This window comes from Sphingobium sp. B2D3A, from assembly GCF_025961795.1.
In the GTDB taxonomy this organism is placed as follows: Bacteria; Pseudomonadota; Alphaproteobacteria; order Sphingomonadales; family Sphingomonadaceae; genus Sphingobium.
Genome location: NZ_JAOQOI010000001.1, coordinates 2549346 through 2573274, shown reverse-complemented (window position 1 = coordinate 2573274; position 23929 = coordinate 2549346). Strand labels below are relative to the sequence as shown.

At 63.5% G+C, this 23929-nt stretch carries 19 protein-coding genes and 1 tRNA gene; 9 read left to right on the top strand and 11 right to left on the bottom strand.

Going from position 1 to position 23929, the window contains the following annotated elements:
* The first annotated feature begins 460 nt into the window (after positions 1-460).
* From M2337_RS11980 to M2337_RS11960, 5 genes are all read left to right on the top strand, one after another.
* Positions 461-763: a hypothetical protein gene (locus M2337_RS11980; protein WP_264570415.1), complete on the top strand. Its 303-nt coding sequence runs from the start codon at positions 461-463 to the stop codon at positions 761-763.
* Positions 760-2805 carry a type IV secretion system DNA-binding domain-containing protein gene (locus M2337_RS11975; protein WP_264570414.1) on the top strand — a complete coding sequence of 682 codons (2046 nt, stop codon included), beginning with the start codon at positions 760-762 and terminating at the stop codon, positions 2803-2805. The genes M2337_RS11980 and M2337_RS11975 overlap by 4 nt, the downstream gene beginning before the upstream one ends.
* Positions 2802-5783 carry a MobF family relaxase gene (gene mobF, locus M2337_RS11970; RefSeq protein WP_264570413.1) on the top strand — a complete coding sequence of 994 codons (2982 nt, stop codon included), beginning with the start codon at positions 2802-2804 and terminating at the stop codon, positions 5781-5783. Before M2337_RS11975 ends, mobF begins: the two co-directional genes overlap by 4 nt.
* Positions 5773-6306, top strand: coding sequence for a lytic transglycosylase domain-containing protein (locus M2337_RS11965; RefSeq protein ID WP_264570412.1), 534 nt, complete (start codon positions 5773-5775; stop codon positions 6304-6306). The genes mobF and M2337_RS11965 overlap by 11 nt, the downstream gene beginning before the upstream one ends.
* Before the next feature lie 460 nt (positions 6307-6766).
* On the top strand, positions 6767-8335 hold the full coding sequence (locus M2337_RS11960) for a recombinase family protein (RefSeq protein WP_264570411.1): 1569 nt from the start codon (positions 6767-6769) through the stop codon (positions 8333-8335).
* On the opposite strand, the gene M2337_RS11955 is transcribed toward M2337_RS11960, so the two are convergent.
* The 3 genes from M2337_RS11955 to moaA form a co-directional block, all read right to left on the bottom strand.
* Positions 8321-8395: transfer RNA gene (locus M2337_RS11955), tRNA-Asn, on the bottom strand. The two genes, M2337_RS11960 and M2337_RS11955, sit on opposite strands and share 15 nt — an antisense overlap.
* 66 nt (positions 8396-8461) lie before the next feature.
* A complete protein-coding gene (locus M2337_RS11950) occupies positions 8462-9235 on the bottom strand; it encodes an NAD kinase (protein ID WP_264570410.1) in 774 nt (257 codons plus the stop codon).
* Positions 9236-9244: 9 nt separating this feature from the next.
* Positions 9245-10228, bottom strand: coding sequence for a GTP 3',8-cyclase MoaA (gene moaA, locus M2337_RS11945; protein ID WP_264570409.1), 984 nt, complete (start codon positions 10226-10228; stop codon positions 9245-9247).
* 143 nt (positions 10229-10371) lie between these two features.
* On the opposite strand from moaA, the gene M2337_RS11940 reads away from it, so the two are divergent.
* Positions 10372-12492, top strand: coding sequence for a putative bifunctional diguanylate cyclase/phosphodiesterase (locus tag M2337_RS11940; RefSeq protein WP_264570408.1), 2121 nt, complete (start codon positions 10372-10374; stop codon positions 12490-12492).
* Positions 12493-12502: 10 nt separating this feature from the next.
* Here the strand turns inward: M2337_RS11940 and M2337_RS11935 are convergent, their stop codons facing one another.
* From M2337_RS11935 to murI, 3 genes are all read right to left on the bottom strand, one after another.
* Entirely contained in the window at positions 12503-12679 is a 177-nt protein-coding gene (locus M2337_RS11935; RefSeq protein WP_264570407.1) for a hypothetical protein, read from the bottom strand.
* Between the two features lie 174 nt (positions 12680-12853).
* On the bottom strand, positions 12854-14074 hold the full coding sequence (gene hemA, locus M2337_RS11930; RefSeq protein WP_181559791.1) for a 5-aminolevulinate synthase: 1221 nt from the start codon (positions 14072-14074) through the stop codon (positions 12854-12856).
* A 125-nt stretch (positions 14075-14199) separates the two neighbouring features.
* Positions 14200-15015 carry a glutamate racemase gene (gene murI, locus M2337_RS11925; protein ID WP_264570406.1) on the bottom strand — a complete coding sequence of 272 codons (816 nt, stop codon included), beginning with the start codon at positions 15013-15015 and terminating at the stop codon, positions 14200-14202.
* Between the two features lie 109 nt (positions 15016-15124).
* Between murI and M2337_RS11920 the strand changes: the two genes are divergently transcribed.
* Positions 15125-16138, top strand: coding sequence for an acetylserotonin O-methyltransferase (locus M2337_RS11920; RefSeq protein ID WP_264570405.1), 1014 nt, complete (start codon positions 15125-15127; stop codon positions 16136-16138).
* Positions 16139-16192: 54 nt separating this feature from the next.
* Here the strand turns inward: M2337_RS11920 and folD are convergent, their stop codons facing one another.
* Positions 16193-17089 carry a bifunctional methylenetetrahydrofolate dehydrogenase/methenyltetrahydrofolate cyclohydrolase FolD gene (gene folD, locus M2337_RS11915; RefSeq protein ID WP_264578979.1) on the bottom strand — a complete coding sequence of 299 codons (897 nt, stop codon included), beginning with the start codon at positions 17087-17089 and terminating at the stop codon, positions 16193-16195.
* Positions 17090-17492: 403 nt separating this feature from the next.
* Here folD and M2337_RS11910 point away from each other — a divergent pair, with 403 nt between their 5' ends.
* The gene (locus M2337_RS11910) at positions 17493-18026 is read left to right on the top strand and encodes a PEPxxWA-CTERM sorting domain-containing protein (RefSeq protein ID WP_264570404.1); all 534 of its coding nucleotides are present in this window, start codon (positions 17493-17495) and stop codon (positions 18024-18026) included.
* A 91-nt stretch (positions 18027-18117) separates the two neighbouring features.
* Here M2337_RS11910 and M2337_RS11905 read toward each other — a convergent pair whose 3' ends face one another.
* A complete protein-coding gene (locus M2337_RS11905) occupies positions 18118-18597 on the bottom strand; it encodes a PH domain-containing protein (RefSeq protein ID WP_264570403.1) in 480 nt (159 codons plus the stop codon).
* Between the two features lie 186 nt (positions 18598-18783).
* On the opposite strand from M2337_RS11905, the gene M2337_RS11900 reads away from it, so the two are divergent.
* Positions 18784-20166, top strand: a complete 1383-nt coding sequence (locus M2337_RS11900; protein ID WP_264570402.1) for an AcvB/VirJ family lysyl-phosphatidylglycerol hydrolase — start codon at positions 18784-18786, stop codon at positions 20164-20166.
* Positions 20167-20181: 15 nt separating this feature from the next.
* Here M2337_RS11900 and mprF read toward each other — a convergent pair whose 3' ends face one another.
* From mprF to M2337_RS11885, 3 genes are read right to left on the bottom strand one after another with little or no spacing between them, the layout of a single operon-like run.
* Positions 20182-22731 carry a bifunctional lysylphosphatidylglycerol flippase/synthetase MprF gene (gene mprF, locus M2337_RS11895; RefSeq protein WP_264570401.1) on the bottom strand — a complete coding sequence of 850 codons (2550 nt, stop codon included), beginning with the start codon at positions 22729-22731 and terminating at the stop codon, positions 20182-20184.
* A gap of 24 nt (positions 22732-22755) precedes the next feature.
* A complete protein-coding gene (locus M2337_RS11890) occupies positions 22756-23166 on the bottom strand; it encodes a DUF2147 domain-containing protein (RefSeq protein ID WP_264570400.1) in 411 nt (136 codons plus the stop codon).
* A complete protein-coding gene (locus M2337_RS11885; RefSeq protein WP_264570399.1) occupies positions 23159-23878 on the bottom strand; it encodes a virulence factor in 720 nt (239 codons plus the stop codon). Before M2337_RS11885 ends, M2337_RS11890 begins: the two co-directional genes overlap by 8 nt.
* Positions 23879-23929 lie beyond the last annotated feature (51 nt).

The following is a 23929-nucleotide window of genomic DNA, read 5'->3' as shown; positions in this document are numbered from 1 at the left end:
TTCGTTTCAAAGGAGGTCAGCCCGCCGCCCGACACTATCCATAAGGGAGGTGCCCGATGCAATGCCCGACACCCCGCCCGACGCACGAACGGCAAAGGCACGGTTCCCCCTGCCGGGGAGACCCGCGCAGCCCGATTCGTTTGGCGCAGCGCCGGGCGCGCTGCGAACGAGCGGACGCACGCCCGAAGGCGATGTAATGCACCGTACGCACGGGTGCTGCGGGCGGAAATCCGGCGGATTTTCCGGGCCTTTGCGCTGGCACAACCTGGCAGTCGCTTTGGCACTGGTCGGCTGCCAGCGGCAGCCAGCAGTGCGCGATCTCGCGATTAAGTCACTGATCTGATTTGGCACTTTGTGGCAGCCACCGGCAGTTTCGATAAGTTCTTGAGATCGCGCAGTAATTCTGGTAATCCGTTCAGGCTTCACCATGTTCTGAGCGTGCCGGACAGGAGTCCGCCGCTTGGCACGCATCACAATCCGCATAGATGACGACCTCTATGCGCGGCTTACCGTTCAGGCTCGCAATGCGGGCGTCGGCGCCGCGACCTATTGTCGCGATATCCTCGATCGGTTCGAAGGTAGCGATCCTTCAGGGTATCATGCCCGCTTCGATGAGCTTCACGCGACCGCCATCCAGGCGTTCGCGATCCTCGCGACCTCGGTCGGTGAACGCTCGCCAGAAATCCTTCAAAAGGGACTGACCGAAGCGCGCAGATTGCTCCGTGAAAGGGGGCTGCTCGATCCCGAGCAGGACCGCGCATGAGCATCTTCCGCCATGACACGCTCGGCTCCTGGACGAGGGGCGGGCAGGCGATCGTCCACAACGTTCGCATGACGACGCAGGTCTTCTACCAGACCTTCCTCGCCGGTCTCGTCATCTGGATTGGGGGGACGATCTGGTACGCGCTCGAGAAGTCGACGGAGTATGAGCGCTTCGTTCTTGTGAAGCTTGTCCAGGCCGCATTCATGGGTGACACGGTGCCCGGCAACGCGGCGCCGATCCTGTTCAAGACCCCCGCGGGCAAGCAATATTGGACCTCGCCCAAGGGGCTTCTTGACTCCGGTATCGCGCACAAGACTCTCACCGCCTTCGAGGGGTATCTGCTGCATGGTGCCACACTGGCGGGGCTGTTTGCGCTCGCAATGCTCCTTTGGGCCTGGTTCTATTTCACCCGGACCGGGAGGGGGCTCGGGTCGAACCAGTTCCTTCGTGGCGCGCGCTTCGGAACGGTCCGGCAGGTACGGCGCGCATTGTGGCGAAGCGCCAAGGGCTCCTTCGACATTGGCGGGGTCAATGTACCCGATGCCTTCGAGCCGGAGCATATCCTGATCTGCGGAGCCCCCGGCACCGGCAAGACCAACATCATCGTCAAGATGCTCGATGGCATCCGCAACCGGAAGCGGCGCGCGATCGTTTACGACACCGCCGGAACCTTCGTTGAGAAATTCTACCGGCCCGGCATCGACGTCCTCTTGAACCCGCTCGACGCGCGGGCGGATTCCTGGTCGCCGTGGGTCGATGTCCCCCGCGACTATCATTACGATCAGATTGCGGAGTCAACTATACCGGACAAGGCCGGCGATCCGTTCTGGGCGAAGGCCGCGCGCGGTACCCTGGTTGCCGTAATGCGCAAGCTGGCGCGACAGGAACGGACGCTCGTTTCGATCCTGCTCGACACGCTGCTGCGATCGAAGCTCAAGGAGCTCGCCGCCTTCGCTGTCGGCACTGACGCCGCGGCCTTCATCTCGACGGAAGGCGAACGGACCAGCGCCGGCATCCAAGCTGAACTCGCCTCTGTTATGCGCAGCTTCTCCTATCTGGATGACACCGAGGATGGCCTGTCGATCCGTGACTGGGTCGCCAATGAGCAGGACGACAGCTGGCTCTTCATTACGGTCAAGGCCGACCAGCTTCCCTCGCTACGGCCCTTGATCACGGTCTGGCTCGACATCGCGATCAGCGCGATCATGAGCATGGCACCGGACCGAAATCGCCGCCTCTACTGCGTCATCGACGAGCTTCCGACGCTCCAAAAGCTCCCGTCACTCTCCGACTTCCTGGCCCGCGCCCGGAAATATGGCGGGTGCGGCATCCTCGGCTTCCAGAGCTACCCGCAGCTCGAGGCGACCTACGGTATCCAGGATGCCGCCGCGATCACCGGTTACTGCTCAACCTGGGTCGCGCTGCGCGCCAACGACACCCCGACGGCCAAGCATGTCAGCGAAAATCTTGGGCAGGTCGAGCAGGTCGAAGCGAACGAAGGCATGTCCTACGGCGTGAATGACATGCGCGATGGCGTGAACCTGTCGCGCATGCAGGTAACACGGCCCCTGGTGATGCACACCGAGGTCACGAACCTGCCCAACCTCATGGGCTTCCTCCGGTTCGGACGCAGCCTGCCGGTCGTCCGATTCGAGGATAGCTTCAACAAGGTGGCCTCGATCGCCGACGCGTTCGAAGAGCGATCGACGTTACCAATTCGGCTTACGCCGACTGGGGAGCCAGATCCCTCATCTGCCGAACAGGCTGTGAAGCCCATCCGGCTCAAATCGGTCGCCGCCCGCAAGCGGCGAGCCGAGCAATCCCCGCACGAAGATGAACTGCCACTTCCGCAGCCGCAGGAGGCGCCGGCCGATCCGGCCCCCGATGTTGAGGAGGTGTCGGTGGTCCCTGACGAAGCGCCATCCGATGTGGCCGGCCCACCCTCTGCGCCCCCACTACAGCTCTTTGGCAAGGTTGCTGGCTTCCGGCTGCGGCAGCATGGCCGGCATGACGGCGACCGTGACGAGGCGAGGCCGGCATGATTCATCCGCGTCGCTTAAAAGGCTCAGCCGCCAACATCGCCCGCTATTACACGGTCGGCGACTATTACACGAAGGGCTCCGACGAGCATTCCGAATGGGGCGGCAAGATTGCCGACGAGCTCGGACTGGAAGGCAAGGTCGACCCTGCCATCTTCAAGGGGCTGCTGGAGGGAAGGGTCGGCGACCAACAGTTGGGCCGCCGACGTGCCGAGGGGACGATCCAGCATCATCCCGGTTGGGACTTCGCGGTAAACGCCCCGAAGTCAGTCTCGATCATGGCCCTCGTCGCAGGTGATGACCGGATCCTCGCCGCGCATGAGCAAGCCGTCGGCGTGGCGCTCTCCTACCTCGAAGAGCATGCGCTGATGCGGCACAGGGTAGACGGCGAAGTCACCGAAAAGACCACAGGCCGGCTCGTCTTTGCCCGCTTCACCGAGCATGCATCGCGCGAACTCGATCCGCATCTGCACACGCATGTCGTGGTCATGAATATCAGCAACGAGCGGGAGGGAAGCTCCTTCGTAAGTCTCGAAACGCGTGCGATGTATTCCGAGCAGATGGCTGCGGGGCAGGTGTATCGCAGCGAGCTAGCGCACCTGCTGCGCGAACGCGGCTACGACATCGAGTTCGACCCTCGGAAAGGACTGTTCGAGATCAGGGGCGTTCCCAAGCTGCTGATCACGGAAATGTCCCAGCGCGCCGAGCAGATCGATGCCCATGCGCGCGAACATGGCCTCACCGGACAGGCGGCCAGGCGCATCTCCTTTTACGAGACTCGGGGACCAAAGGAGAAGGTGTCTCTCGAAGGGCTCCACGAGCGATGGACCGGTCGGCTCGGTCTTCATACGGAGGCGGTCCATGACACGAAGGCGCAAGCAGAACATTTCGGCGAACGCAGCATCGAGGTTCGCGTGTCATTGTCGGCGCGCGCCATGCTGTTCGGTCTTAGACAGTCGGAAGGCAAGGAGGCGGTTAACAACCTTGGGCGGATGCTGCAGGTCGCGCTCGCTTCACATGTGGGAGAGGTGCGGCTTTCAGACGTCCGGCCGCATATCGAGGAGCATCTCGAGCGCGCCAAACTACTGGAGACACGGTACCGGACGGGCGACGAAGTCCACACACGAGGACGGACATCTCGCAGGACAGCGCGCCTGGAGATGGCTCTCTCGGACCACCTCGCTCTTGCGGTCGAGGATGCCAGGCCGCTCGCTTCTATCGAGGCTCTACGCGATGCCGGCATCGCCCACGATCTGACGCCCGATCAGCGAACCGCGCTTCTCCATCTCGGCATAAGCAGCGACCGCATCGTCGCCGTCCACGGCGTCGCTGGGGCGGGCAAGTCGACGATTGTGGGGGCGCTTCGCGACGCCGCGAGCGACGGAGCAAAGCTGATGGCGCTCGCTCCGACATCGTCCGCCGCGTCCGAATTAGGTGCGAACGCCGGCATTGAATCGCGAACCGTTGCGAGCCTGCTTGCCACCGGCGGAGCAAGGCTCAACGACAATAGCGTCCTTGTCGTCGATGAGGCAGGGCAGCTCGGCAATCGTCAGGCCATCCGTCTTTTGGAGATCAGCCGAACGACTGGTGCGCGCCTCATCATGCTCGGCGACACCCGCCAAACAGGCGCGATCGAGCAAGGCAAACCGTTCTGGCTAATGATGCGGCTCGGGATGCCCAAAGCAGAATTGCGGGAAGCGATTCGCCAGGAGACCAACCAGATCGCACAGGCCGTGCGGCTCGCCCGTCTGCAGAATTACGATGGCTCGCTAGGATCGCTCGACAAGGTTACTACCGGAGAATCCGGTGAGAAGCTCGCTGAGATGCTCGTTGCGGATTGGACTCGATTGAAGCCCGATAACCGCGCGAAAACCAACATCCTCGTCCTCGACAACGCGACCCGTCTGATCGTCAACACCAAGGTGCGCGAAGCCCTCAAGACGGAGGGAGCGATTGCGGCCGAGGAGACGCGACTATCGATCCTTTCGCCGGCCGGCATGACCGACCAGGAGAAGCACTTTGCGAGATTCTACTCGCGGGGACAGGTCGTTGCCTTTTCGCGCGACAATGTCGGCCTCGGGATCGCGAGGGACACCGAATATAAGGTGATCACCGTCGGTCGCGATGCCAAAGGCCGTCAGGTAGTGAACCTGGTCGATGAGCACGGCCGCACGATCGAGTGGGATCCCCGCCTCGGGCGAGCTTCGCAGATCAATGTTTTCCGGGAGGAGAAGCGAGATCTAAGCGAGGGCGACCGCATCCAGTGGCGCCTCGTCAATCACGAACTCGGGCTGAAGAACGCTGAGCGCGGCACGGTCGAGCGGCTCGACGGTATGACGGCTACCATTCGCTGGGACCGGGGGAGCAGGGTTCAGAAAGTCGACCTTGGTCAACACAAAACCTGGGATCATGGCTACGGCGAGACCGTCTATTCAGCGCAATCCAAGACCTATGACCGGGTCTATGTGCTGGCACCGGTCAACTCGCCGCTGGTGACCGGCCAGAATTACTACACCGCGATCACGCGAGCCCGGTTCGGAGCGCGCCTCTGGACCGAGGACCGGGAGCGGCTTGTCGATCGACTGAAGACTAGATCGGGCGAGAAGACCTCTTCGCTCGAAGGCCTGGGGCGAATCGAGCGCGACAGCGTGAAGGGAAGGGTCGCCAGCCACAGTCAGAGATGGGACGAGCTCCGTGACCAACAACGTTTTGATCGGGAGCAGCGAAAGGAGCGCTTGAGGGAAGAGCGAGAGCGATCGCTTCCGCAACAGCGTGATCCGTTGTCGGCATTTTTGGCTGGCCGAGCCCAATCCGCCGCGCGCTCGCTCGACCAGTGGGTGTCTTCTCTCTTGGATAAATTCCGGGGGGAGGATCGCGCGCCCGACCGTCTCGATACGAGTCGCACGAATCATGAGAAGGCCGGTTCACAAGACGCCGCTCCGTCCCATGGCGATGATCGGGGAGGTGGCCATGACCGCTAAGCCGAAACACCACGCTTGGGTCGCTCTAGCCACGCTCGGCCTCTCGTCACCACAAGTTGCGGTGGCTGCGCCCACGATTTCCGAAGGTCACGAAGCGAGGCTCGCGGCCTGCATTCGGGAAGCTGCATCAGGACGCGGTTGGCTGGAGAAGACGCTCTGGGGACTGCGTGACAAGGAGGCTGGTTGGATTGGCGCCGAGATACTGAATACCAATGGGACGCACGACCTTGGACCGCTTCAAATAAACAGCTCCTGGGTACCAAAGCTCGCAAAGCTCGTGGGGCGGCCGCCGGAGCAGATCCGCTTCTGGCTAATCCACGATCCCTGCTTCAACGTTCAGGCCGCGCGGTGGATATTCCTCGCAGGACTGAACGCAACCGGCAACTACTGGAAAGCTGTCGGCGTCTATCATAGCCCCACAGAGTGGCGGCAGCGAAGGTATATCCAGAGGGTAACCTGGCATCTTGAAAAGCGCTTCGGCCAGAATGTGTTTGCGGTTCCCGGCGCTGGAAAATCTCGATGAGGCGGGTCCCATTCGACCCGCAGGCCTATGGATCGGTCGAAACATCGTCAGATGAGCACGAGCGCTACGCAAAGAGCGATCGTATCGTCGACAGTGAGGGCCGAGGGGACAGGTGGGCAATTCGGCGCAACGCCCTTTCTCGCTCACTCGTCCTTGATGCTCAGGCGATCTTTGAGCGCAGAATGGGCAGGCCCGTTTCCGAGAACGAATCGCGCAACCTTTTAGGCAATCTCGCCGACTACGTCTGGATGCTGGTTCAGTGGGAAGTCTCGGCGGCAGCGCCCGCAGCGATGGTCGATCAAAAGATTTGCTCCGACGCCGCCCGTAGCAAGCCCCGAAAATCGGTCCATAGAAAGCGGAAGAAACCAGCGCGCCGACCCGGTCTCTAAGATCGTCATGGTCACTAAGTGGAGGGGAGGGGGAAGGGAGGGGCGTTCAGCTCAAATAATTAGGATCTAGCATGGCGAGACCACGCAAACCGAAAGTGACGGAGAGCGCTCGAGGGCGCAACACAGCAAGCGAAAAGGCAGTTCTTTACGCTCGTGTATCAACGGCGGAGCAGGAGAAGGAGGGCTTCTCGATCGATGCTCAAGTGGCCTTGGTGAGGGAGTATGCAGATCGGCTTGGGTTCAAGATCGTCGAGCAATACGTCGACGTCGAAACGGCGAAGCGAACCGGCCGCGCTCAATTTGAGGCGATGCTAAAGTATCTGCGTGCTCATCCACCCGTGCGGCATCTGTTGGTCGAAAAGACAGATCGCCTTTATCGAAACATCAAGGATTGGGTAACGCTCGACGGCTTTGATATCGAGCTCCATCTCGTCAAGGAGGGCACGGTTCTCTCGCGAGACTCGCGATCTTCCGAGAAATTTATGCACGGGATCAAGGTCCTCATGGCCAAGAACTACGTGGACAACCTTTCTGAGGAAGCCCGGAAGGGAATGCTGGAGAAGGCGAAGCAGGGCATCTGGCCCTCGCAGGCACCCCTTGGCTATCTGAATGTGGTGGGTCCGCTAGGTAAGAAGATCATCGTGCCAGATCCCAATCTCGCACCGATCGTTGCGCGTGTATTCGAATGGTTCGAAACGGGCGACTACGCCCTAAAGGACGTCACCCAGAAAGCTCGGGAAGCCGGGCTCCGGTACCGTCGGACCCAAAAGCCGGTCGGCATCAGCACCATCCACCACATGCTTAGGAATCGGCTCTACGCCGGCGCTTTCGAGTGGGCGGGGCGGCTATACCAAGGGACGCACGATCCGATCATAACGCGCGAGACTTGGCAAAATGTGCAGGAGGTCCTTGATGGGCGGAGCGCCAGCAACGTGCGGGCCGAGCCCATCCGGTTCGCCTTCACAGGCTTGATCACGTGCGGCCACTGCGGATGCGCGGTCGTCGCCCAGATGCAACGGGGCCGCTACATCTACTATCATTGCTCCGGCTTCCGACAGAAGTGCCCCGAAAAGTATGTTCGCGAGGAGGTCCTGGCACAAGCTTTCTCGGAGCAGCTCGCTCGCCTGCATATCGACGATGAGATTTTCGCTCTCATCGAGCGGGCTATTCGCGAGTCGCACTCCGACAAAAGCAGAGAAAGGATCGAGATCATATCCCGCCTGCGTGGTGAGGCCGAGCGGCTTCAGTTGAGGCTGGACAAGCTGTACGTTGATCATCTCGATGGTCGTATCACAGGCGATATGCACGATCGGATGGCCGCCACTTGGCGCGAAGAGCGAGCGGCATGCCAGCGGCGCATGGATGCTCTCCACAACGCTGAGGACGCCTATGTCGATGATGGGATCGCGCTTCTGAATCTTGCTAGAAAGGCGCATTCGACTTTCAGCATACAGTCGCAAAGCGGCAAAAATATCGCTTTGAATCTGTTGGTTTCGAACAGCTCTTGGGCGAACGGAGCGCTTTCCGTCACCTTCCGCGAACCATTTGATATGCTTGAAGAAATAATCTGCGGAAACCCGCCGCCCGAGCCTCCGACGGGGTCGGATGGCTCGGGCGTTGCAAGTTGGCTCCCCGAGTAGGATTCGAACCTACGGCCATTCGATTAACAGTCGAATGCTCTACCGCTGAGCTATCGGGGAGCAGCCGGGCTTTCGTCCGGCGAGGCCGCGCCTATAGCAGCGGGTTTGAAAGAAACGCAAGAGCACTCATGAGATAAATTGTTCAGCCGCGATTCGATCGTCCAGCGTGTGCTCGGGATCGAACAAAAGCGTGAGCGGCATGGCGAAATCCACGGCGATCTCGACCTGCGAGACATCGCGCACTTCGCGCTGGTCGGCCACGGCGGAGACCGGGCGCTTGACGGGATCGACCACACGCAGCCGAATCTTGCTGCGCTCCGGCAGAATCGCGCCCCGCCAGCGGCGCGGACGGAAGGGGCTGATCGGCGTGAGCGCGACGAGGCCGCAGTCGAGCGGGAGAATGGGCCCGTGTGCCGATAGATTATAGGCCGTGGAGCCGGCCGGCGTCGCCACCAGCGCGCCGTCGCAAACCAGTTCCTGAATCACGACTCGCCCGTTGACGGAAACTTCGAGCCAGGCGGTCTGGCGCGTTTCGCGCAGCAGGGAGATTTCGTTGATCGCGGGCATCGCGAAGGTTTCGCCGCTCACTGTCACGGCGTGCATCCGCAAGGGGTTCACCTTGAAGGCCTTGGCCTTGTCGAGGCGCTGGTCCAGCCCGTCCTGCCGCCATTCGTTCATCAGGAAGCCCACGGTGCCCAGGTTCATGCCGAACACGGGCACCCGACGATGGCTCTCCAGCAGCGCATGGAGCGTCTGCAGCATGAAGCCGTCGCCGCCCAGCGCGATGATGATATCGGCCTCGTTGAGGCTGACGAACGGAATGACCGCCTGCAGCCGCCGCGCGGCTTCCTGCGCAGCGTCCGTGGGCGAGGCCAGCAGGGCAAGTTTGCGATCGGCCATGAGGTGGCGTTATCCGCCCGTCACGCTCATGTGGCGCCGCGTGGCGGGCTGCGCGCCTGCCGCGACGCTGAAGTCATGTGCCAGCGGCTTGGCAGCCAATGCCCGGTCGAGCAGGGCATCGATTCCCGCGACACCCTGTTCACGGAAAGCGGCCTTGAGATCGATATGATCTTCATGCCCCAGGCACATGTAGATCCGGCCCTGGCAGGTGAGGCGCATCCGGTTGCAATCGGCGCAGAAATTCTGGGAGAGCGGCGTGATGAGGCCCAGCCGGGTCTTGAGGCCGGAGAGGGCAAAATAGCGCGCCGGCCCGCCGGTGCGGTCATCCAACGGGATGAGAGCGTGCCGCTCGCGAATCGGGGCGATTGCCTCGATCAACGGCATGAAGCGATCCGAGCGATCCTCCGTCACTTCGCCAAGCGGCATCGTCTCGATCAGGGTGAGATCGAAGCCCTGCTCCGCGCAATAATCGAGCAGCGGCAGGATCTGGCTTTCGTTGGTGTCGCGCAGCGCCACGGTGTTGAGCTTGACCTTGAGGCCCGCCTGCCGCGCGGCTTCAAGACCGCCGAGCACCTTGGCGATATCGCCGCCGCGCGTCACATGCGCGAAAATATCCGGGTCGAGGGCGTCCAGGCTGACGTTGATGCGCCGGATGCCGGCATCGAACAGCATGTCGGCATAGGTCGCGAGTTGCGTGCCATTGGTCGTCAGCGTCAGTTCGTCCAGCCGACCGGCCTTCACATGGCGGCCAAGGGCACGGGCGAGGTCGCCGAAATCGCGGCGCACCAGCGGCTCGCCGCCGGACAGGCGAATCCGGCGGACGCCCCGGGTAATGAAGCGCTCGGCGATGACCGCAATTTCCTCCAGCGTGAGGATTTCCCGCCGGGGGAGGAACTGCATCGTCTCGCTCATGCAGTAGCGGCAGCGCAGATCGCAGCGGTCCGTCACCGAAATCCGCAGATAGTCGACGCGGCGACCGTGACTGTCGCGCATGGCCGGAGCTGCGTCGGGGAGGCTGTCGATTGCGTTCGCCATACGCATTAGCTAGGCGATGCGGGGGGAAGGCGCAACCATCGCGCGTCGGTTGCGCTCGATCCCGTCCGCTAATCCACGAGCCTGAACGGATCGCGACCATTGTGAGTGAGCCTGCCGCAACCCGGCCCCATGAAGAGGGCGACCAGTCCTCCGGCCTGTCCGGGGACATGGGCGGGCTGCCGCTGTTCATTCTCTCGGCCGCGCACCGTGACGCGCTTTCCGCCTGTGCTGCGCAGGCCGGGTGGAAGCCCATCGCGGCGCGGCGGTTGGACCGGGCCGAGAGCCGCTATCTCGGGAGCCTGGCGCGCATCGCGGTCATCGATCTGCGGGGTGTGACGCCGGATGATGCCCTCGAAATGGTGAAAGCCCTGGCGGCCGCCGTCGAAGCCTCCGGGGGCGCCTTGCTGCTGCTCGTTGAAGACGTCGGCGCGCCGCACGTCCCCGGGCTGATCGGGGCCGGTGCCACCCATCTGCTCGATGGCGAGATTGACGAGGCCCGCTTCACCATCGCGCTGCGCACCGCGGACAAACTCGCCGAGCGATTGATCGGCAGTCTTGCCGCGGCGGGCAACCGCCATGCCGTCGCACGCAGTGATGGCCTGTTCTGGCGCTGGAATGGCGCGGAGCGGACCCTTGCGATCAGCCCGGCGCTTGGCGATCTGCTGCGGATCATGGTGCCGGATGCCGACCATGCCCGGCTGGGCATCGCCGATCTGGTCCGTGCGCTGGATCGGGCGGATCGGGCAGGGGCCGTGGCCGCGATCCGTCGCGCCGTTGACGACCTGATGCCCTCCGCCTTTGCCCATGCCGTCCCGTCCCAGCCGGATCGACGGCTGGTCCAGCATCTCTATCCGGACGCGCAGGGCTTTAGCGGTGAGGTCGAGGAACTCGATGTGCATCATCGCGCCAACCGGCGGGATCGGGACCCGATGACTGGCCTTGCCAGCCGCCAAGGCGCGATCCGCTGGCTCGACCATCATTTGGCGCAAGGGCGGCTGCCGGCGGTTCTGCTGATCGGGCTTGGCGATTTCGACCGGGTCAACAGCGCTTATGGGCGCTTGGTCGGCGATGCGATGCTCTCTCGCGTTGCGATCCGCCTCCAGCGGCTCGTGGATGCCATGGCGCCGCGCGACTCGCTGGTGGCGCGGATCACCGGCACAGAGTTCGTCATAGCCGTGCTGGGCGGGCCTGAAACCGCGCTGCCCTCCGTCGAGCGGGCAACGCTGCTGGCGCAGCAAATCGTCGCGGAAATCAGTCGGCCCTTCAACGCGGGCGACTATCTCATTCGCCTGACGGCGCGCTGCGGCCTTGCGCCCGGTCAATCGGGCGATGCGGCCGAGACGATCCTCCGCCGGGCAAGCAATGCGCTCGCGGACGCCCGGCGCGGCAGTGCGCAGGGCGGCATCCGCATCCGGGTGGCGGACGAAGCCAGCCGCATCGTGGATGATGATCGCTTGCAGAACGACCTGCGCCACGCGCTCGATTCCGGGCAGATCCAGCTCCTGTTCCAGCCGCAATATGCGATGGAGGACGACAGCATTGTCGGGGTCGAGGCGCTCGCGCGCTGGCAGCACCCGCATTATGGCGAGATCGGCGCCGGTGCGCTGTTTGCCATCGCCGAGCGATCCGATTTCATGCTGCCGCTCTCCGATCATATTCATGCGCGGGCACTGGCGGAGGCGGCGGCGTGGCCCGATGAGCTGCGCGATCTGCGGTTAGCGATCAACGTGACCGCGGCTGATATCTCCGAGCCGGATTTCCTGCAGAACTTCCTGCAGACCGTCGATGCCTCCGGCTTCGCGCGCGAGCGTCTGACCGTCGAGCTGACCGAAAGCGGCCTGGTCGAGCATCTCGCCGGCGCCTCGCTGCTGCTCACGCAATTGCGTGAGGCGGGGCTCAAGGTCGCGGTTGACGATTTTGGAACCGGCTATTCAAGCCTTGCCTATCTCAAGGCCCTGCCGCTCGATTATCTCAAGATCGATCGGAGCATCGCGCGCGATATCGAGGGCACGGCGCGTGATCGTGTGATCGTCCGGGCGATCATCGATATGGGGCGCTCGCTGGGGCTGGGCGTGATCGCCGAGGGTGTGGAAACCGAGCAGCAACTCGCGCTTCTCGCGCGGGCGGGCTGCACATGTTATCAGGGTTTTCTGCGTTCGCCGGCCATTGCCAGCGACAAGCTCGCCGATCTCGTTCGCACGAGTAAGCGCGGCGCCACCTAGCGCCGCCAGCTCAACCGTAACGCAGTTCACCCCGAAAGGGCAGATTACGACGGGCAATTTCCGTGTTCACCGCCTGTTGCAGCGGCGTATTCGAATCACGCGCAGCCGCGCGCCGCGCGATTGCGTATAATTCGGCATCCAGCATGGCTCTCGCCATGTCCGTGCATTCGTCGGTTAATTTTCTCATCGGATGTCCCTCCTATCGAGGGGCAAAGCGGAATTCCGCGCACCGTCAGCTGAAATGCACAGCCGACTCGATGATAAACAGCGAAACTCCCCGCCTCAACGCGAGAAGTGTAACACAGCTGGCAAAAAATGGGTGGAAAATCGGAACCGCTCGCCCGATTTCCGGTGGCGCTGGTCAGGCCGCCTTGCGGAACTCCAAATCCAGCCGATCCCAAATCTCGACCAGTGCGGACACAAGCTCACGCATCATCTCTTCGCTGTGGGACGGGCCGGGCGTGAACCGCAGCCGCTCCGTACCGCGCGGCACGGTGGGGAAGTTGATGGGCTGCACATATACGCCATATTCGGCGAGCAGAATGTCGCTGATCCGCTTGGCCTTTACCGGATCGCCGACCATCAGCGGCACGATATGGGTGACCGACGGCATGACCGGCAGATTGGCATTGGCCATTTCGGCCTTGAGGAACGCCGCTGCGGCCTGTTGCGCGTCCCGCTCGACCTGGCTCTGCTTGAGATGCCGGACGGCCGCCAGCACGCCGGCAACGAGCACGGGCGAGAGGGAGGTGGTGAAGATGAAACCCGGCGCATAGCTGCGGATCACATCGATGATCACCTTGTCGGCCGCGATATAGCCGCCCATCACGCCAAAGGCTTTGCCCAGCGTGCCTTCGAGGATCGTGATCCGGTGCGCCGCCTCGTCCCGCTCAGTGATGCCACCCCCGCGCCGGCCATACATGCCCACGGCATGCACTTCATCGCAGTAGGTGAGGGCGTTGAACTCATCGGCAAGGTCGCAGATGTCGTGGATCGGCGCCACGTCGCCGTCCATCGAATAGACGCTCTCGAAGGCGATCAGCTTGGGCGCATCCGGATCGGCCTCGGCCAGCAGTTCGCGCAGATGCGCTACGTCATTGTGACGGAACACGCGCTTCTCGCAGCCCGAATTGCGGATGCCCGCAATCATCGAGGCGTGGTTGAGCGCGTCGGAAAATATGATGCAGCCGGGCAGCAGCTTGCCCAGTGTGGCGAGCGTCGCCTCGTTCGAGACATAGCCGGAGGTGAAGAGCAGAGCGCTCTCCTTGCCGTGCAGGTCCGCCAGCTCGGCTTCCAGATCGACATGATAATGGGTGTTGCCGCCGATATTGCGCGTGCCGCCCGAGCCGGCGCCGACATCGTGCAGCGCCTCTTCCATGGCCGCGATCACCTTGGGGTGCTGGCCCATGGCGAGATAATCGTTGGAGCACCAGACGGTGATCGGCTTCGGACCGTTATGCCCGGCAAAGCAGCGGGCATTGGGGAAGGCGCCCTTGTTCCGCAGAATGTCGATGAAGACCCGGTAGCGGCCCTCGCCATGCAGGCGCTCGATCGCCTGCGTGAAAACATGCTGATAATTCATGGTCGGCAGCTTGTCCCGTCTCGATACCGCGCCTCTAGCGGTCTATGGCTCGCAATTCCACTGATAATGGCTTGCAAGTCGATATTGGCCTCTAATGATGTAGCGCCGCTACGCTTTGATTTGCCTCAAAGCAGTTCGGTTTTGGTGATGCCGTAGGTGCGTAGCGCGGGGCTGAGTGCTTCGATGTCCGACGAGGGACCGGTGAAGACGGCTTTGCCCGGCGCCGGCTCGGCCGGCCAGGGCACCTCGCCGTTCAGCCAGGCGATCCGCCGCGCGATTCCGTCGCCGCCGTGGAGGAAGGTGATGGGGCGCGGCGCGGCCTCGGCCAGTTCGGCTTCCACCAGCGGAAAGTGCGTGCAGGCGAGGACCACCATGTCCATCCGGTTACCGCCCGGCTGCTCGAGCAGACCGGCGAGGGCAGTGGCAGGAATTTCCGGGTCGGCCGGTGCACCGCGCAGCCGCGCCTCGGCATAAGCGACCAAAGCGGCGCTGCCATGCCGCAAGACCGTACAGTCCGCGCCATGCTCGCGGGCGAGCCGATCCACATAGGGCTGTCGCACCGTGGCATCGGTACCGAGCACGCCGATGACTCGAGTTTTCGAGGCCAGAGCGGCCGGCTTGATCGCCGGCACCGTGCCGACGACGGGAATATCGAGCGCCGCACGTACGGAGGCGAGGGCGATGGTCGAAGCGGTGTTGCAGGCGATCACGGCCATGCGGGGGCGGTAGCGCTCCACCAGCCGGCCCAGCAGCGCCGGAACGCGCGCCGCGATCTCCGCCTCGCTCTTGATGCCGTAGGGAAAGCCGGCATTGTCGGCGGCATAGACGATGGGCATCGTCGGCAGGAGGGCCATGGCGGGGCGCAGGATGGACAGCCCCCCCACGCCGGAATCGAAGAACAGGACGGGAGCCGCTTCAGGCGGGCGGGTCGGTTCAGCCATGGCGCTTCTCTTGACGCTGCGTGTCCGCACAAGTCAATCGTCGATGATGGGCGCGGTTGAGCGCTGATGGCGGCTCTGCCATCATGGCATCCTATAACGGAGGAAGAGGATGGACGGCACAATCGACCGTGAAGAGCGGCATCGGCTAATCGATATGATCACGGCGGCCTGGAAGACCAAGGTCATTGGCGAGGCGGTTGGGCTGGGCCTCATCGAGGCGCTGGTAGCTGGACGCCACGATGGCGCGGCTATCGCTCAGTCACTGGGTGCCAGTGAGGACGGGGTCATGCGCCTGCTGCGCGCACTGGCTGTGCTTGGCCTTGTCACGCATGAGGGCTCGGATCGCTTCTCGCTTACGCCGCTCGGGGACTGCCTGCGCAAGGATGCGCCGGATTCGCTTTATGGCATGAGCGGACATTGGAATGAGCGGATGTGGAACAGCTTCGCCAATCTGGGGGTTAGCGTGAAGAGCGGGGAGCCCTCCGTGCCCTCCGGTCCTGATCATTTCGTCCAGCAGCAGGCCGATCCAGCACGGGCGGATGTCTTCAACCGCGCCATGGCAGAGGGGAGCCTGCGTGTTGGGCGGGCTCTCGCTCGGGCTTATGACTTTTCGGATGTGAACACGGTGCGGGACGTCGGCGGCGGCTATGGCGCACTGCTTGTCGGCCTGCTCGAAGCCCATCCCCATTTGCGCGGCGAGATTTTCGATCTGGCAACGCTCGGCGACGCTGCCCTCAAGTGGCAGGGCGGTCAGCCCGTTCGAGATCGTATTGCCTATCTGGGTGGCAGCTTTTTCGACGCCGTTCCGCCCGGCGCCGACCTAATTCTTCTCAAATTCATTCTGCATGATTGGAACGACGAGCGGTGTCGGACAATCCTGTCCAACTGCCGGGATGCGATTGGGGACGGACGCATCCTGATCATCGAGCGGATCGTGCCCGACCGTGTCGGCCCGGGCGATGAAGACGTGATCCGGGGCGACCTGATCATGCTCAGCGTTGGCGGCAAGGAGCGAACGGAGGCCGAGTATCGCGCCTTGTTGAGCGCGGCCGGGCTCGAAATGACCGGCATCACCCCGATCGATGACCGTTATGCGGCCATTGAAGCGCGGCGCGTCGGCTAATTGATGAATGCGGAGCGCACCGGCGGGCAATCCGCCAGTGCGCTGAAAGGCTGATCAGCCTTCCTTATTGGCCGCGATCCGCTCGGCTGACTGGATGGTGTTCTCCAGCAGCATGGCGATGGTCATCGGGCCGACGCCGCCCGGCACGGGCGTGATGTGGCTCGCCTTTTTGGATACGCCCTCGAAATCCACATCGCCGACCACGCGGCCATCGGGCAGGCGATTGATGCCGACGTCGATCACCACCACACCGGTCTTCACCATCTGCGGCACGATCAGGTTCGGCACGCCCGCAGCGACGACGAGAATATCGGCGAGGATGGTCCACTGGCCGAGATCCCGCGTCTTGGCATGGCAGATCGCGACCGTCGCATCATTGGCCATGAGCATCAGCGCCATCGGCTTGCCGACGATGTTGGATGCGCCGACCACGACGACATTGCGCCCTTCGATGGGGATGCCCTCATGCTTGAGCAGGTTCATCACGCCATAAGGCGTGCAGGGCGGGAAGACCTGGCGCCCCACCACCAGCGCGCCGACATTGTAAAGGTGGAAGCCATCCACGTCCTTCTCGGGCGCGATGGTCTCCAGCACCTTCTCCATGTCGATATGCTTGGGCAGGGGCAGCTGGACGAGAATGCCGTGGACATTGGGATCGGCATTCAACTTGCCGATCAGCACCAGCAATTCCTCATTGGTGATGGTGGCCGGGTGACGATGGCTGATCGACTTGATGCCGACCGCCTCGCAGGCCTTCACCTTGCGGCTGACATAAATGGCGGAGGCGGGATCCTCACCCACCAGCACAACCGCAAGACCCGGCGTTACGCCGCGCGCCTGAAGTGCCTCGACCCGCGCGCGCTGCTCGTCGCGCATCTTGAGGGCGACGGTCTTGCCGTCGATCAGCTTGGCGCCGCCCACTGGCCGATTGTCCGTTGCGAGAGCGTTCACGCGGTCCTGCCTTTCCTGATGCGGCCTGTGATGTCGGCCCATTTGCTGTTCGTCCCGATCCCATGTCCGGCGGTCGCGCGCGTCACGCTTGATCTCTCCCAGGTGGAATGCCCTCATAGAGCCTTCTGCTCTTTAAGGGCCGCGACGCAGCAGGTGCAGCCAAGCAATTGATCTTTGGCGCCGTCCATAAGTGGCGGGATAATTCAAGTCAAACGAGGCCAGGGCTTTCTCAGGAACGCCTGATCGGCCCGGCGTGAGCCTTACCGCGCTGGGCCATCGAAGCGATAAAGAGTGGCCCATTTTAGAACAGCAATGGTTAATATCGTTGTTAATCAATTTTAAAGGTCTGCTATGCCGCTCGCTGTCAGCTGCAGAGTCGCAGCGACACATGTGGGAGATTATCATGCGTAAATCACTTTTGGCGGCGGCTTCGCTCGGTGCGATGCTGCTGGCGGCAGCGCCTGCCTCTGCAGCAATCACCTTCACGCTGGATGACGTGAACTTCATCGGCGGCGGTGCGCTGACGGGATCGTTCACCACCAGCGACGATCTGTCGACACTGCTCGATTTCTCGATCAGCACCACGGCAAATAATTACGGCTTCTTCGGCAATTTCCCGGGTGACACCTACACGCTTACGGATGCGACGAGCGTCGCCTGGTCGTCCACCCTCGGTCTGGGCGCTACCTTCGTTTCGCCGATCTCGGCGATCGCGCTGGTCTTCGAAAGCCCGCTGACGGCTGATGGCACGTCGCTGGCGCTCTCGAACGAGACCGTCGTGAAGTGGAATGGCGGCACGCGCTTCGCCCTGTCCGGCAGCGTTTCGCCGGTTGCGGCGCCCGTGCCTGAGCCGGCCACGTGGATGATGCTGATCGGCGGGTTTGCGATTGCCGGCACGATGATGCGTCGTCGTCGCACGACTGTCAGCTTCGCCTGAGTCGAGCGCTCGATTTCAAGGAAGCCCGGCTGGAAACGGCCGGGCTTTTTTGCGTGCCAATCTAGCCGGTCCGGCAACGCGCCCGGTGCGCTTACATGTCGATTTCGCGCACGCCCTTAATCCTGCGCGCGCGCTCCACGCGGTTGCGCAGCTCCGTGCGGATATGGCGCGCATTTTCCAGGTTGCTGACGCGCAGCACGGTGCGCCGATCGACGCCTTCGCCGGTCAGGTCCGAGGAAATGATCTGCAGATTGCCGACGTCAAACAATTGCTGGATGATCGAGAAATCCGCGCGCACATCCTTGATGCGGTAGAGTTCGATCTCCTCTTCCGTCCGGGCGAGGATGCCCTGCCGAATGAACAGGCGCTCGCCGCTCAACTCGTACCATGTCATGCGATAGCGCAGCGCGACCACGCCCACGGCAATAAACGGAATCCCGAGCAGCAGGATCGATCCGGCCAGGGTTAGCCAGCCCTTGAAGGATTTGAGCAGGAAGGCGGACATGGTCGGGCGAAATCCGATGACATGCTCGGTCTGCCATCCCGCCATCTGAACTGCTCTGCCGGTCATGCTCTGCTCCATCCTCGCCGCGCTCTAGTCGGCCGGGGCAGGGGGCACGTCAAGAGGGGTGAATGATCGCTTTTGCGGCGAGCCCATCTTGCATCTCGCCGAGCAGCGGGCGCTGTAGTATTCCGGCCCGCTGTAGGCATCGGGCGACGCGGTCGCCGACGGTCGGATCGAAGGCGAGGTAGAAACATGCGCAAGAAACTGCTCGGCTTTCTGGCGTTGGGATTGCTCGGTGCGGTCAGCGCGACTGCGCAGGGGCGCACACCCGCCGCCGCGCCGGGCGCATCCTATCGGCTGGCGCCCTTTGGCGCCGTGCATGTCGACCGGCCGGCCGGTGCGCCGCAGGGTGTCGTGATCTTCCTTTCGGATTCGCCGACTGCCGCTCCCATCACGCGCGGTTTGAGCCAGCGCGGGCTCCTCGTTGCGACGGTTTCGGCCGCTACATTGCTCAAGACCGTTCAGGGTTGGCATCAACGCTGCCTCAACCTGAATGCGCCGATCAACGATCTTTCCAAGGACCTTCAGCATGGTGCGGGGATTGAGGCCTATCTCAAGCCCGTGCTGATCGGCCAGGGTACGGGAGCGGCCCTGGCCTATGCCGCGCTCTCGCAATGGCCCAACGCGCCCTACCGTGGGGTGATTTCGATTGGTTTCACGCCGCAGGTGACCAGCGCCAGCCCATGGTGCACGACCGGCGGCGCGTCCTTTACGCGAGTCGGACAGACCAGCCGCTGGTCGCTGAAACCGAACAGGCAGATTGGCGTGCCGTGGCTCGTCATGGGCACGGCGGCGCAAGTCGGCCGGACGCAATCCTTCGTGCGCGCGGTGCCGGGCGCCAACCAGAAAACGCTGCCCCCAGCCGCGCAGGCATGGCCGCAAGCCATCGCCGATGCGACGATGGCGCTGCTGCCGCGCGACCAGCCGCGCCCTCCCGCCGGCGCGCTCCCGCACCTCACCATGCCGCTCACATTGGTGCAGGCGGCGCCGACGCCGATGAACCGCGATCTGATGGCGATCATCTATTCGGGCGACGGTGGCTGGGCGAGCATCGACCGCGACGTGGCGAGCCAACTCGCTGCGGCAGGGATACCGGTGGTCGGCGTGGACAGCCTCGAATATTTCTGGACCGCGCGCACGCCTGCCGGGACCGGGCGCGATCTCGCGGCGCTCATCGACATGTTTAGCGAGCGATGGGCGCGTCCGCGGGTTCTGCTCATCGGTTACAGCTTCGGCGCGGATGCCCTCCCGTTCATGGTCGATGCTCTTCCGTCGGCTGTCCGCAGCAAGATCGAGCGCGTGTCCCTGCTGGGCTTGAGCAGCACGGCGGATTTCCAGTTTCACCTCAGCAGCTGGCTGGATGTGGGCGATAACGGCGGGCTGCCGACCATTCCGGCGATTACGCGGCTGCGGGGCCTGGCGGTCCAGTGCGTGCGCGGGCAGGATGAAGACGAGAGTGCCTGCGGCAAGATCCCGCAGGGGCTCGCCCAGCAATATGTCGTGCCTGGAGGCCATCATTTCGATAGCAATGCGGCGTTGCTGGCGCAGATCATCCTCGCTCGCAAGCGCCCCTGAAGCGCTGACGATGGATCAGGTCTGGGGGCTGCCGCCGATGAGGCTCTGCAGGTCGATCAGCGCGCGGGCGAGCGAGATGCCCTGAGGCCCGGCGATGTACCGCGGCTCCCATTCGGGCGAGAATTTCTCCTTATAGGCGCGCAGCCCCTCAAAGCCGTAAAAGGCATTGCCATGCTGGTAGAGAAAAGCCCCGAGCTTTGACCACAAAGGCGCGAGGCGGCGCGCTTCCAGGCCGGAGAGCGGCGCCATGCCGATGTTGAACCAGCGATAGCCCTGCTGCTGCCCCCATTGCATCAGGCGGATGAACAGAAAGTCCATGGCGCCATAGGGTGCGGCGTCGTCATGGCGCATGAGGTCGATGGAGAGTTCCGAGCGGGTCTGTGTCGGCCAGATATTGGCGAAGGCGACGATCTGCCCCTGACTGCGCACCACGGCACAATCGAACCTTGCCAGATAGGCCGGGTCGAAGCGGCCGACACTAAAGCCCTTCTCGCGCTGGCCCTTGGCCTTGAGCCAGAAATCGGAAACGCGCTCGAGCTCGCCCATATGGGCGGGCACATCGGTGGCAGGGATGAACTCGAACGTCGCGCCCTCGCGCGTCGCCCGGCGCTCTGCATGGCGCAGCGACTTGGCGCTGGGGCCATCGAGCGAGAATGTCGCGAGGTCGACATGGGCTTCCTCGCCATATTTGGTGATTCGCAGGCCCAGCTCGATGGCCATCGGCAGAGCGACCGGGCTGATCTGGTAGAGCAGCAGGCGCCCCTGCGCCGCGTCCGCCTTTTCGCGCAGGTCCCAGAGCAGGTCCGACCATTCGTCCTCGGCGCCGACGGGATCGCCCATCACGATCCAGCTCGCTCCCTTGATCTGATACATCAAAAAAGCGCGGCCGCTTTGCGAGTGGAGGAAGCGCTTGTCTCCGGTGAAGGCAAGATTTGCGTCGGTCCGATCCGCCAGCGCGAGAGCGGCGGGGGACGGCTCATCGCCCCCAGCTTCTACGGCGCGTTCGGCCCGGGCCGGCTCGAACAGGCGGGCAAGGCCGACGCCCACGAGCAACACCGCGACGGCAAGACTGGCGCGCAGGAATCGCGCAGCGTCGGCACGTTCGGCAAAGCGCCACCACAGATCGTTCTGATAATCCACATGGCGGTAAGCGAACAGACCGATCCAGATCGACAGGCCGACCACCACAGCAATCGTCGCCAGCCAGCCGGGCGAGAAGGCCTCCGCCAGCAGGCGTGTGCGCCGGTAGAAAGCGGGCTTGGACCATTGCAGCGCGGCCGCGATGAGCAGCATGACGCCCGCTTCCTCATAATCCAGTCCCTTAACGATAGAGAAGACCGCGCCGGCGAGCAGCAGGAGCCGCGTGAGCCAGAAGGCCCCGTCGAGGCGACGGTAAAGGCCGGCGGAAAGCACCAATAGAGCCGCACCGATCAGGCTCCCGGCCATGTGGGACAGCTCCACGAACGGCAGCGGCACAATGTCGGACACGGTGTTGGCGCGCCAGGGGATGGTCGGCAGCGATCCGGAGATCAGCAGCACCGTACCACCGAAAAAGACCAGCGCGGAGATCATCAGCGGCGCCATGCCGGAGGCGACGACCTGAGCGCCACGCAGCGTTCGCCCGATGGGCTTATGCCAGCGCGCGCCCTCCTGCACCACGATCAGCACGGCCGCCACAATCAGCGGAGCGATATAGTAGATGAGGCGATAGGCCAGCAGGGCGGCGACCAGCTCCGGCCGGTCCACATTGGGCAAGGCAATCAGCATGATCGCCTCGAACACGCCGATGCCGCCCGGGACATGGGTGACGAGCACGGCGACGATTGCCAGGGTATAGCCGATGAAGAAGGCCGGCCAGGCGCTGATCTCGATGCCAGGAATGAGCACGAACAACGCCGCGCTGGCCGCTGCAAGATCGAGCGCGCTGATCCCAATGAGCGCGATGATCTGCTTCGCCGGCGGCAACGGGACCGACCAGCGACCGACATGAAGCGTCCGTCCGCGTCCCCCGGACCAGAGGAGGCCTGCAGCGGTCGCCAGCAGCAAGGCGAACCCGATCGCACGCAGCACGCCAGGCGGGATGACCATCCCGTCAAAAGCCAGCGCTTCGGGCCGCCAGGCGAGCATGGCACCGGAGAGCACGAACACACCGCTCCAGAAGGTGAGGCTGGCGATCAGGATCACGCGGGCAATATCCCCGGCGCCGAGCCCAGCGGCGCTGTACACCCGATATCGCGCCGATCCGCCGGTCAGCAGCGAGAGGCCGAGATTATGGCTCAGCGTGTAGCTGGTGAAAGAGGCGATCGCGGCGGTGCGGTAAGGCAGCGGGCGCCCAATGGTGCGCAGAGCCATCACATCATACAGCGTCAGCGCGGCATAGCTGCACGCGGTGAGGAGCGCGGCAGCCAGAAAGGCGAGCGGAGGCAAGGCGTGGAATGCCGCCCGCACGTCGCGCAGATGGACCTCACGCAGCAAGTGGCTGAGCGCCACGAAGCCGAGCACGGCCAACAGCAAGGCAACGCCAATGGTCAGGATCGTGCGATGGCGCTGAGTCATGGTCTTCATCTGCCCCCCGGAGGCCATCGGGCGCTAATCGGCCTGAACCTGGCGGACCCAGATCTGGCTTTTGCACAGCCAGCCGCCGATCAGGCAACCGGAAATCTTCACCCGATCCCGGTCGAGCTGCTCGATGGTGGACGAGAAGGTGCGGCCAAGGTCCGGCACATAAACGCGGCCCGCCCAATGCCCCGGTGACTTGGCATGATAATCCTGCAGGAGCTTGGTGCCGATCAGCCTGGAGACCCCGGCGTCGGCGGCATCGGCAAGGGCAGTCGCGTTCGCCCAGCTCACCCAGCCGCACAGGCCGCCATCGCAATCGCCCGTGGTGACGACCACCGTGCCGCGCGGATTGATCCAATGCCCGGCAATGGCGTTCTCGGCATGGGCCGGCGTGAAGGCGCCGATCATGGCGGCAACGGCTATCGCGAGCAGCTTAGCCATGAGGATTGATCCCGGCCGAGGTCATTGCGTCGAACAATAGTCCGGTGACCGTCGCGACATCCCAGTTCAGTTGATGCCCACCAGGCAGGCCATGAATGCGCAGATTAGGCAGGTGGAGTCGGGGGCAGAGGCTGTGCAGTTCTTCCTTGCCGTAGACGCAGAGCAAGGGGAGCCAGCTGAGCGTGCGCGCGGTAGGCCGGGCATCATGCTCGGCCTCCCAGAAGCTCAGCACCTCGCTTGGCGATGCACGATACTCGACCGTCGCGCCGGGCACGAAGAGCGCGGCCAGAGCGATATCGTGCCGCTGCGCCTCCGGCAGGTTGGCAAGGCCGACATGGAGCATATCCGCGCCAAAGGACTGGCCGATCAGCACCACGCGCCCGTGCGGGTTCACGGCTCGGACCTGCGCAAGTGCCTGGGTGATGAGCGCAGCAGCCTCAGATGGGGTGCGGGTCTGGCGATAATAGGTCAGGCTGTTGACACCCACTACCGGGATGCCGGCTGCTTCAAGGCGCTGCGCGATCTTGGGTCCCATGCCGACCCGAAAGCCCATGTCCCCGGAAAAGATGACTGCTACGGGCGCACCGGCGCGGGGCTGGTAGCCGGCGGGCCGCAAGACCGTAAACGGGTCGCTGCCCAGATAGCCCAGCCAGTCGAATGCCATGAGTACCAGAGCCATGAGGGCCGCGAGCGTGATTGCCGTCTTCCGCATCCGTCCTCCGCGCCTCGTCATGCTGCTCTCATGTCCATGATCGTCTGAGGG

What these genes read in the sequence shown, in the direction of transcription:
- M2337_RS11950 (WP_264570410.1), bottom strand. Translation starts at nt 9,235, where the DNA reads ATGGCCGATCGCAAACTTGCCCTGCTGGCCTCGCCCACGGACGCTGCG.
- M2337_RS11920 (WP_264570405.1), top strand. Translation starts at nt 15,125, where the DNA reads ATGGACGGCACAATCGACCGTGAAGAGCGGCATCGGCTAATCGATATG.
- M2337_RS11900 (WP_264570402.1), top strand. Translation starts at nt 18,784, where the DNA reads ATGCGCAAGAAACTGCTCGGCTTTCTGGCGTTGGGATTGCTCGGTGCG.
- M2337_RS11910 (WP_264570404.1), top strand. Translation starts at nt 17,493, where the DNA reads ATGCGTAAATCACTTTTGGCGGCGGCTTCGCTCGGTGCGATGCTGCTG.
- M2337_RS11960 (WP_264570411.1), top strand. Translation starts at nt 6,767, where the DNA reads ATGGCGAGACCACGCAAACCGAAAGTGACGGAGAGCGCTCGAGGGCGC.
- hemA (WP_181559791.1), bottom strand. Translation starts at nt 14,074, where the DNA reads ATGAATTATCAGCATGTTTTCACGCAGGCGATCGAGCGCCTGCATGGC.
- M2337_RS11905 (WP_264570403.1), bottom strand. Translation starts at nt 18,597, where the DNA reads ATGACCGGCAGAGCAGTTCAGATGGCGGGATGGCAGACCGAGCATGTC.
- M2337_RS11935 (WP_264570407.1), bottom strand. Translation starts at nt 12,679, where the DNA reads ATGAGAAAATTAACCGACGAATGCACGGACATGGCGAGAGCCATGCTG.
- M2337_RS11885 (WP_264570399.1), bottom strand. Translation starts at nt 23,878, where the DNA reads ATGCGGAAGACGGCAATCACGCTCGCGGCCCTCATGGCTCTGGTACTC.
- M2337_RS11890 (WP_264570400.1), bottom strand. Translation starts at nt 23,166, where the DNA reads ATGGCTAAGCTGCTCGCGATAGCCGTTGCCGCCATGATCGGCGCCTTC.
- M2337_RS11965 (WP_264570412.1), top strand. Translation starts at nt 5,773, where the DNA reads ATGACCGCTAAGCCGAAACACCACGCTTGGGTCGCTCTAGCCACGCTC.
- M2337_RS11975 (WP_264570414.1), top strand. Translation starts at nt 760, where the DNA reads ATGAGCATCTTCCGCCATGACACGCTCGGCTCCTGGACGAGGGGCGGG.
- moaA (WP_264570409.1), bottom strand. Translation starts at nt 10,228, where the DNA reads ATGCGCGACAGTCACGGTCGCCGCGTCGACTATCTGCGGATTTCGGTG.
- murI (WP_264570406.1), bottom strand. Translation starts at nt 15,015, where the DNA reads ATGGCTGAACCGACCCGCCCGCCTGAAGCGGCTCCCGTCCTGTTCTTC.
- mobF (WP_264570413.1), top strand. Translation starts at nt 2,802, where the DNA reads ATGATTCATCCGCGTCGCTTAAAAGGCTCAGCCGCCAACATCGCCCGC.
- mprF (WP_264570401.1), bottom strand. Translation starts at nt 22,731, where the DNA reads ATGAAGACCATGACTCAGCGCCATCGCACGATCCTGACCATTGGCGTT.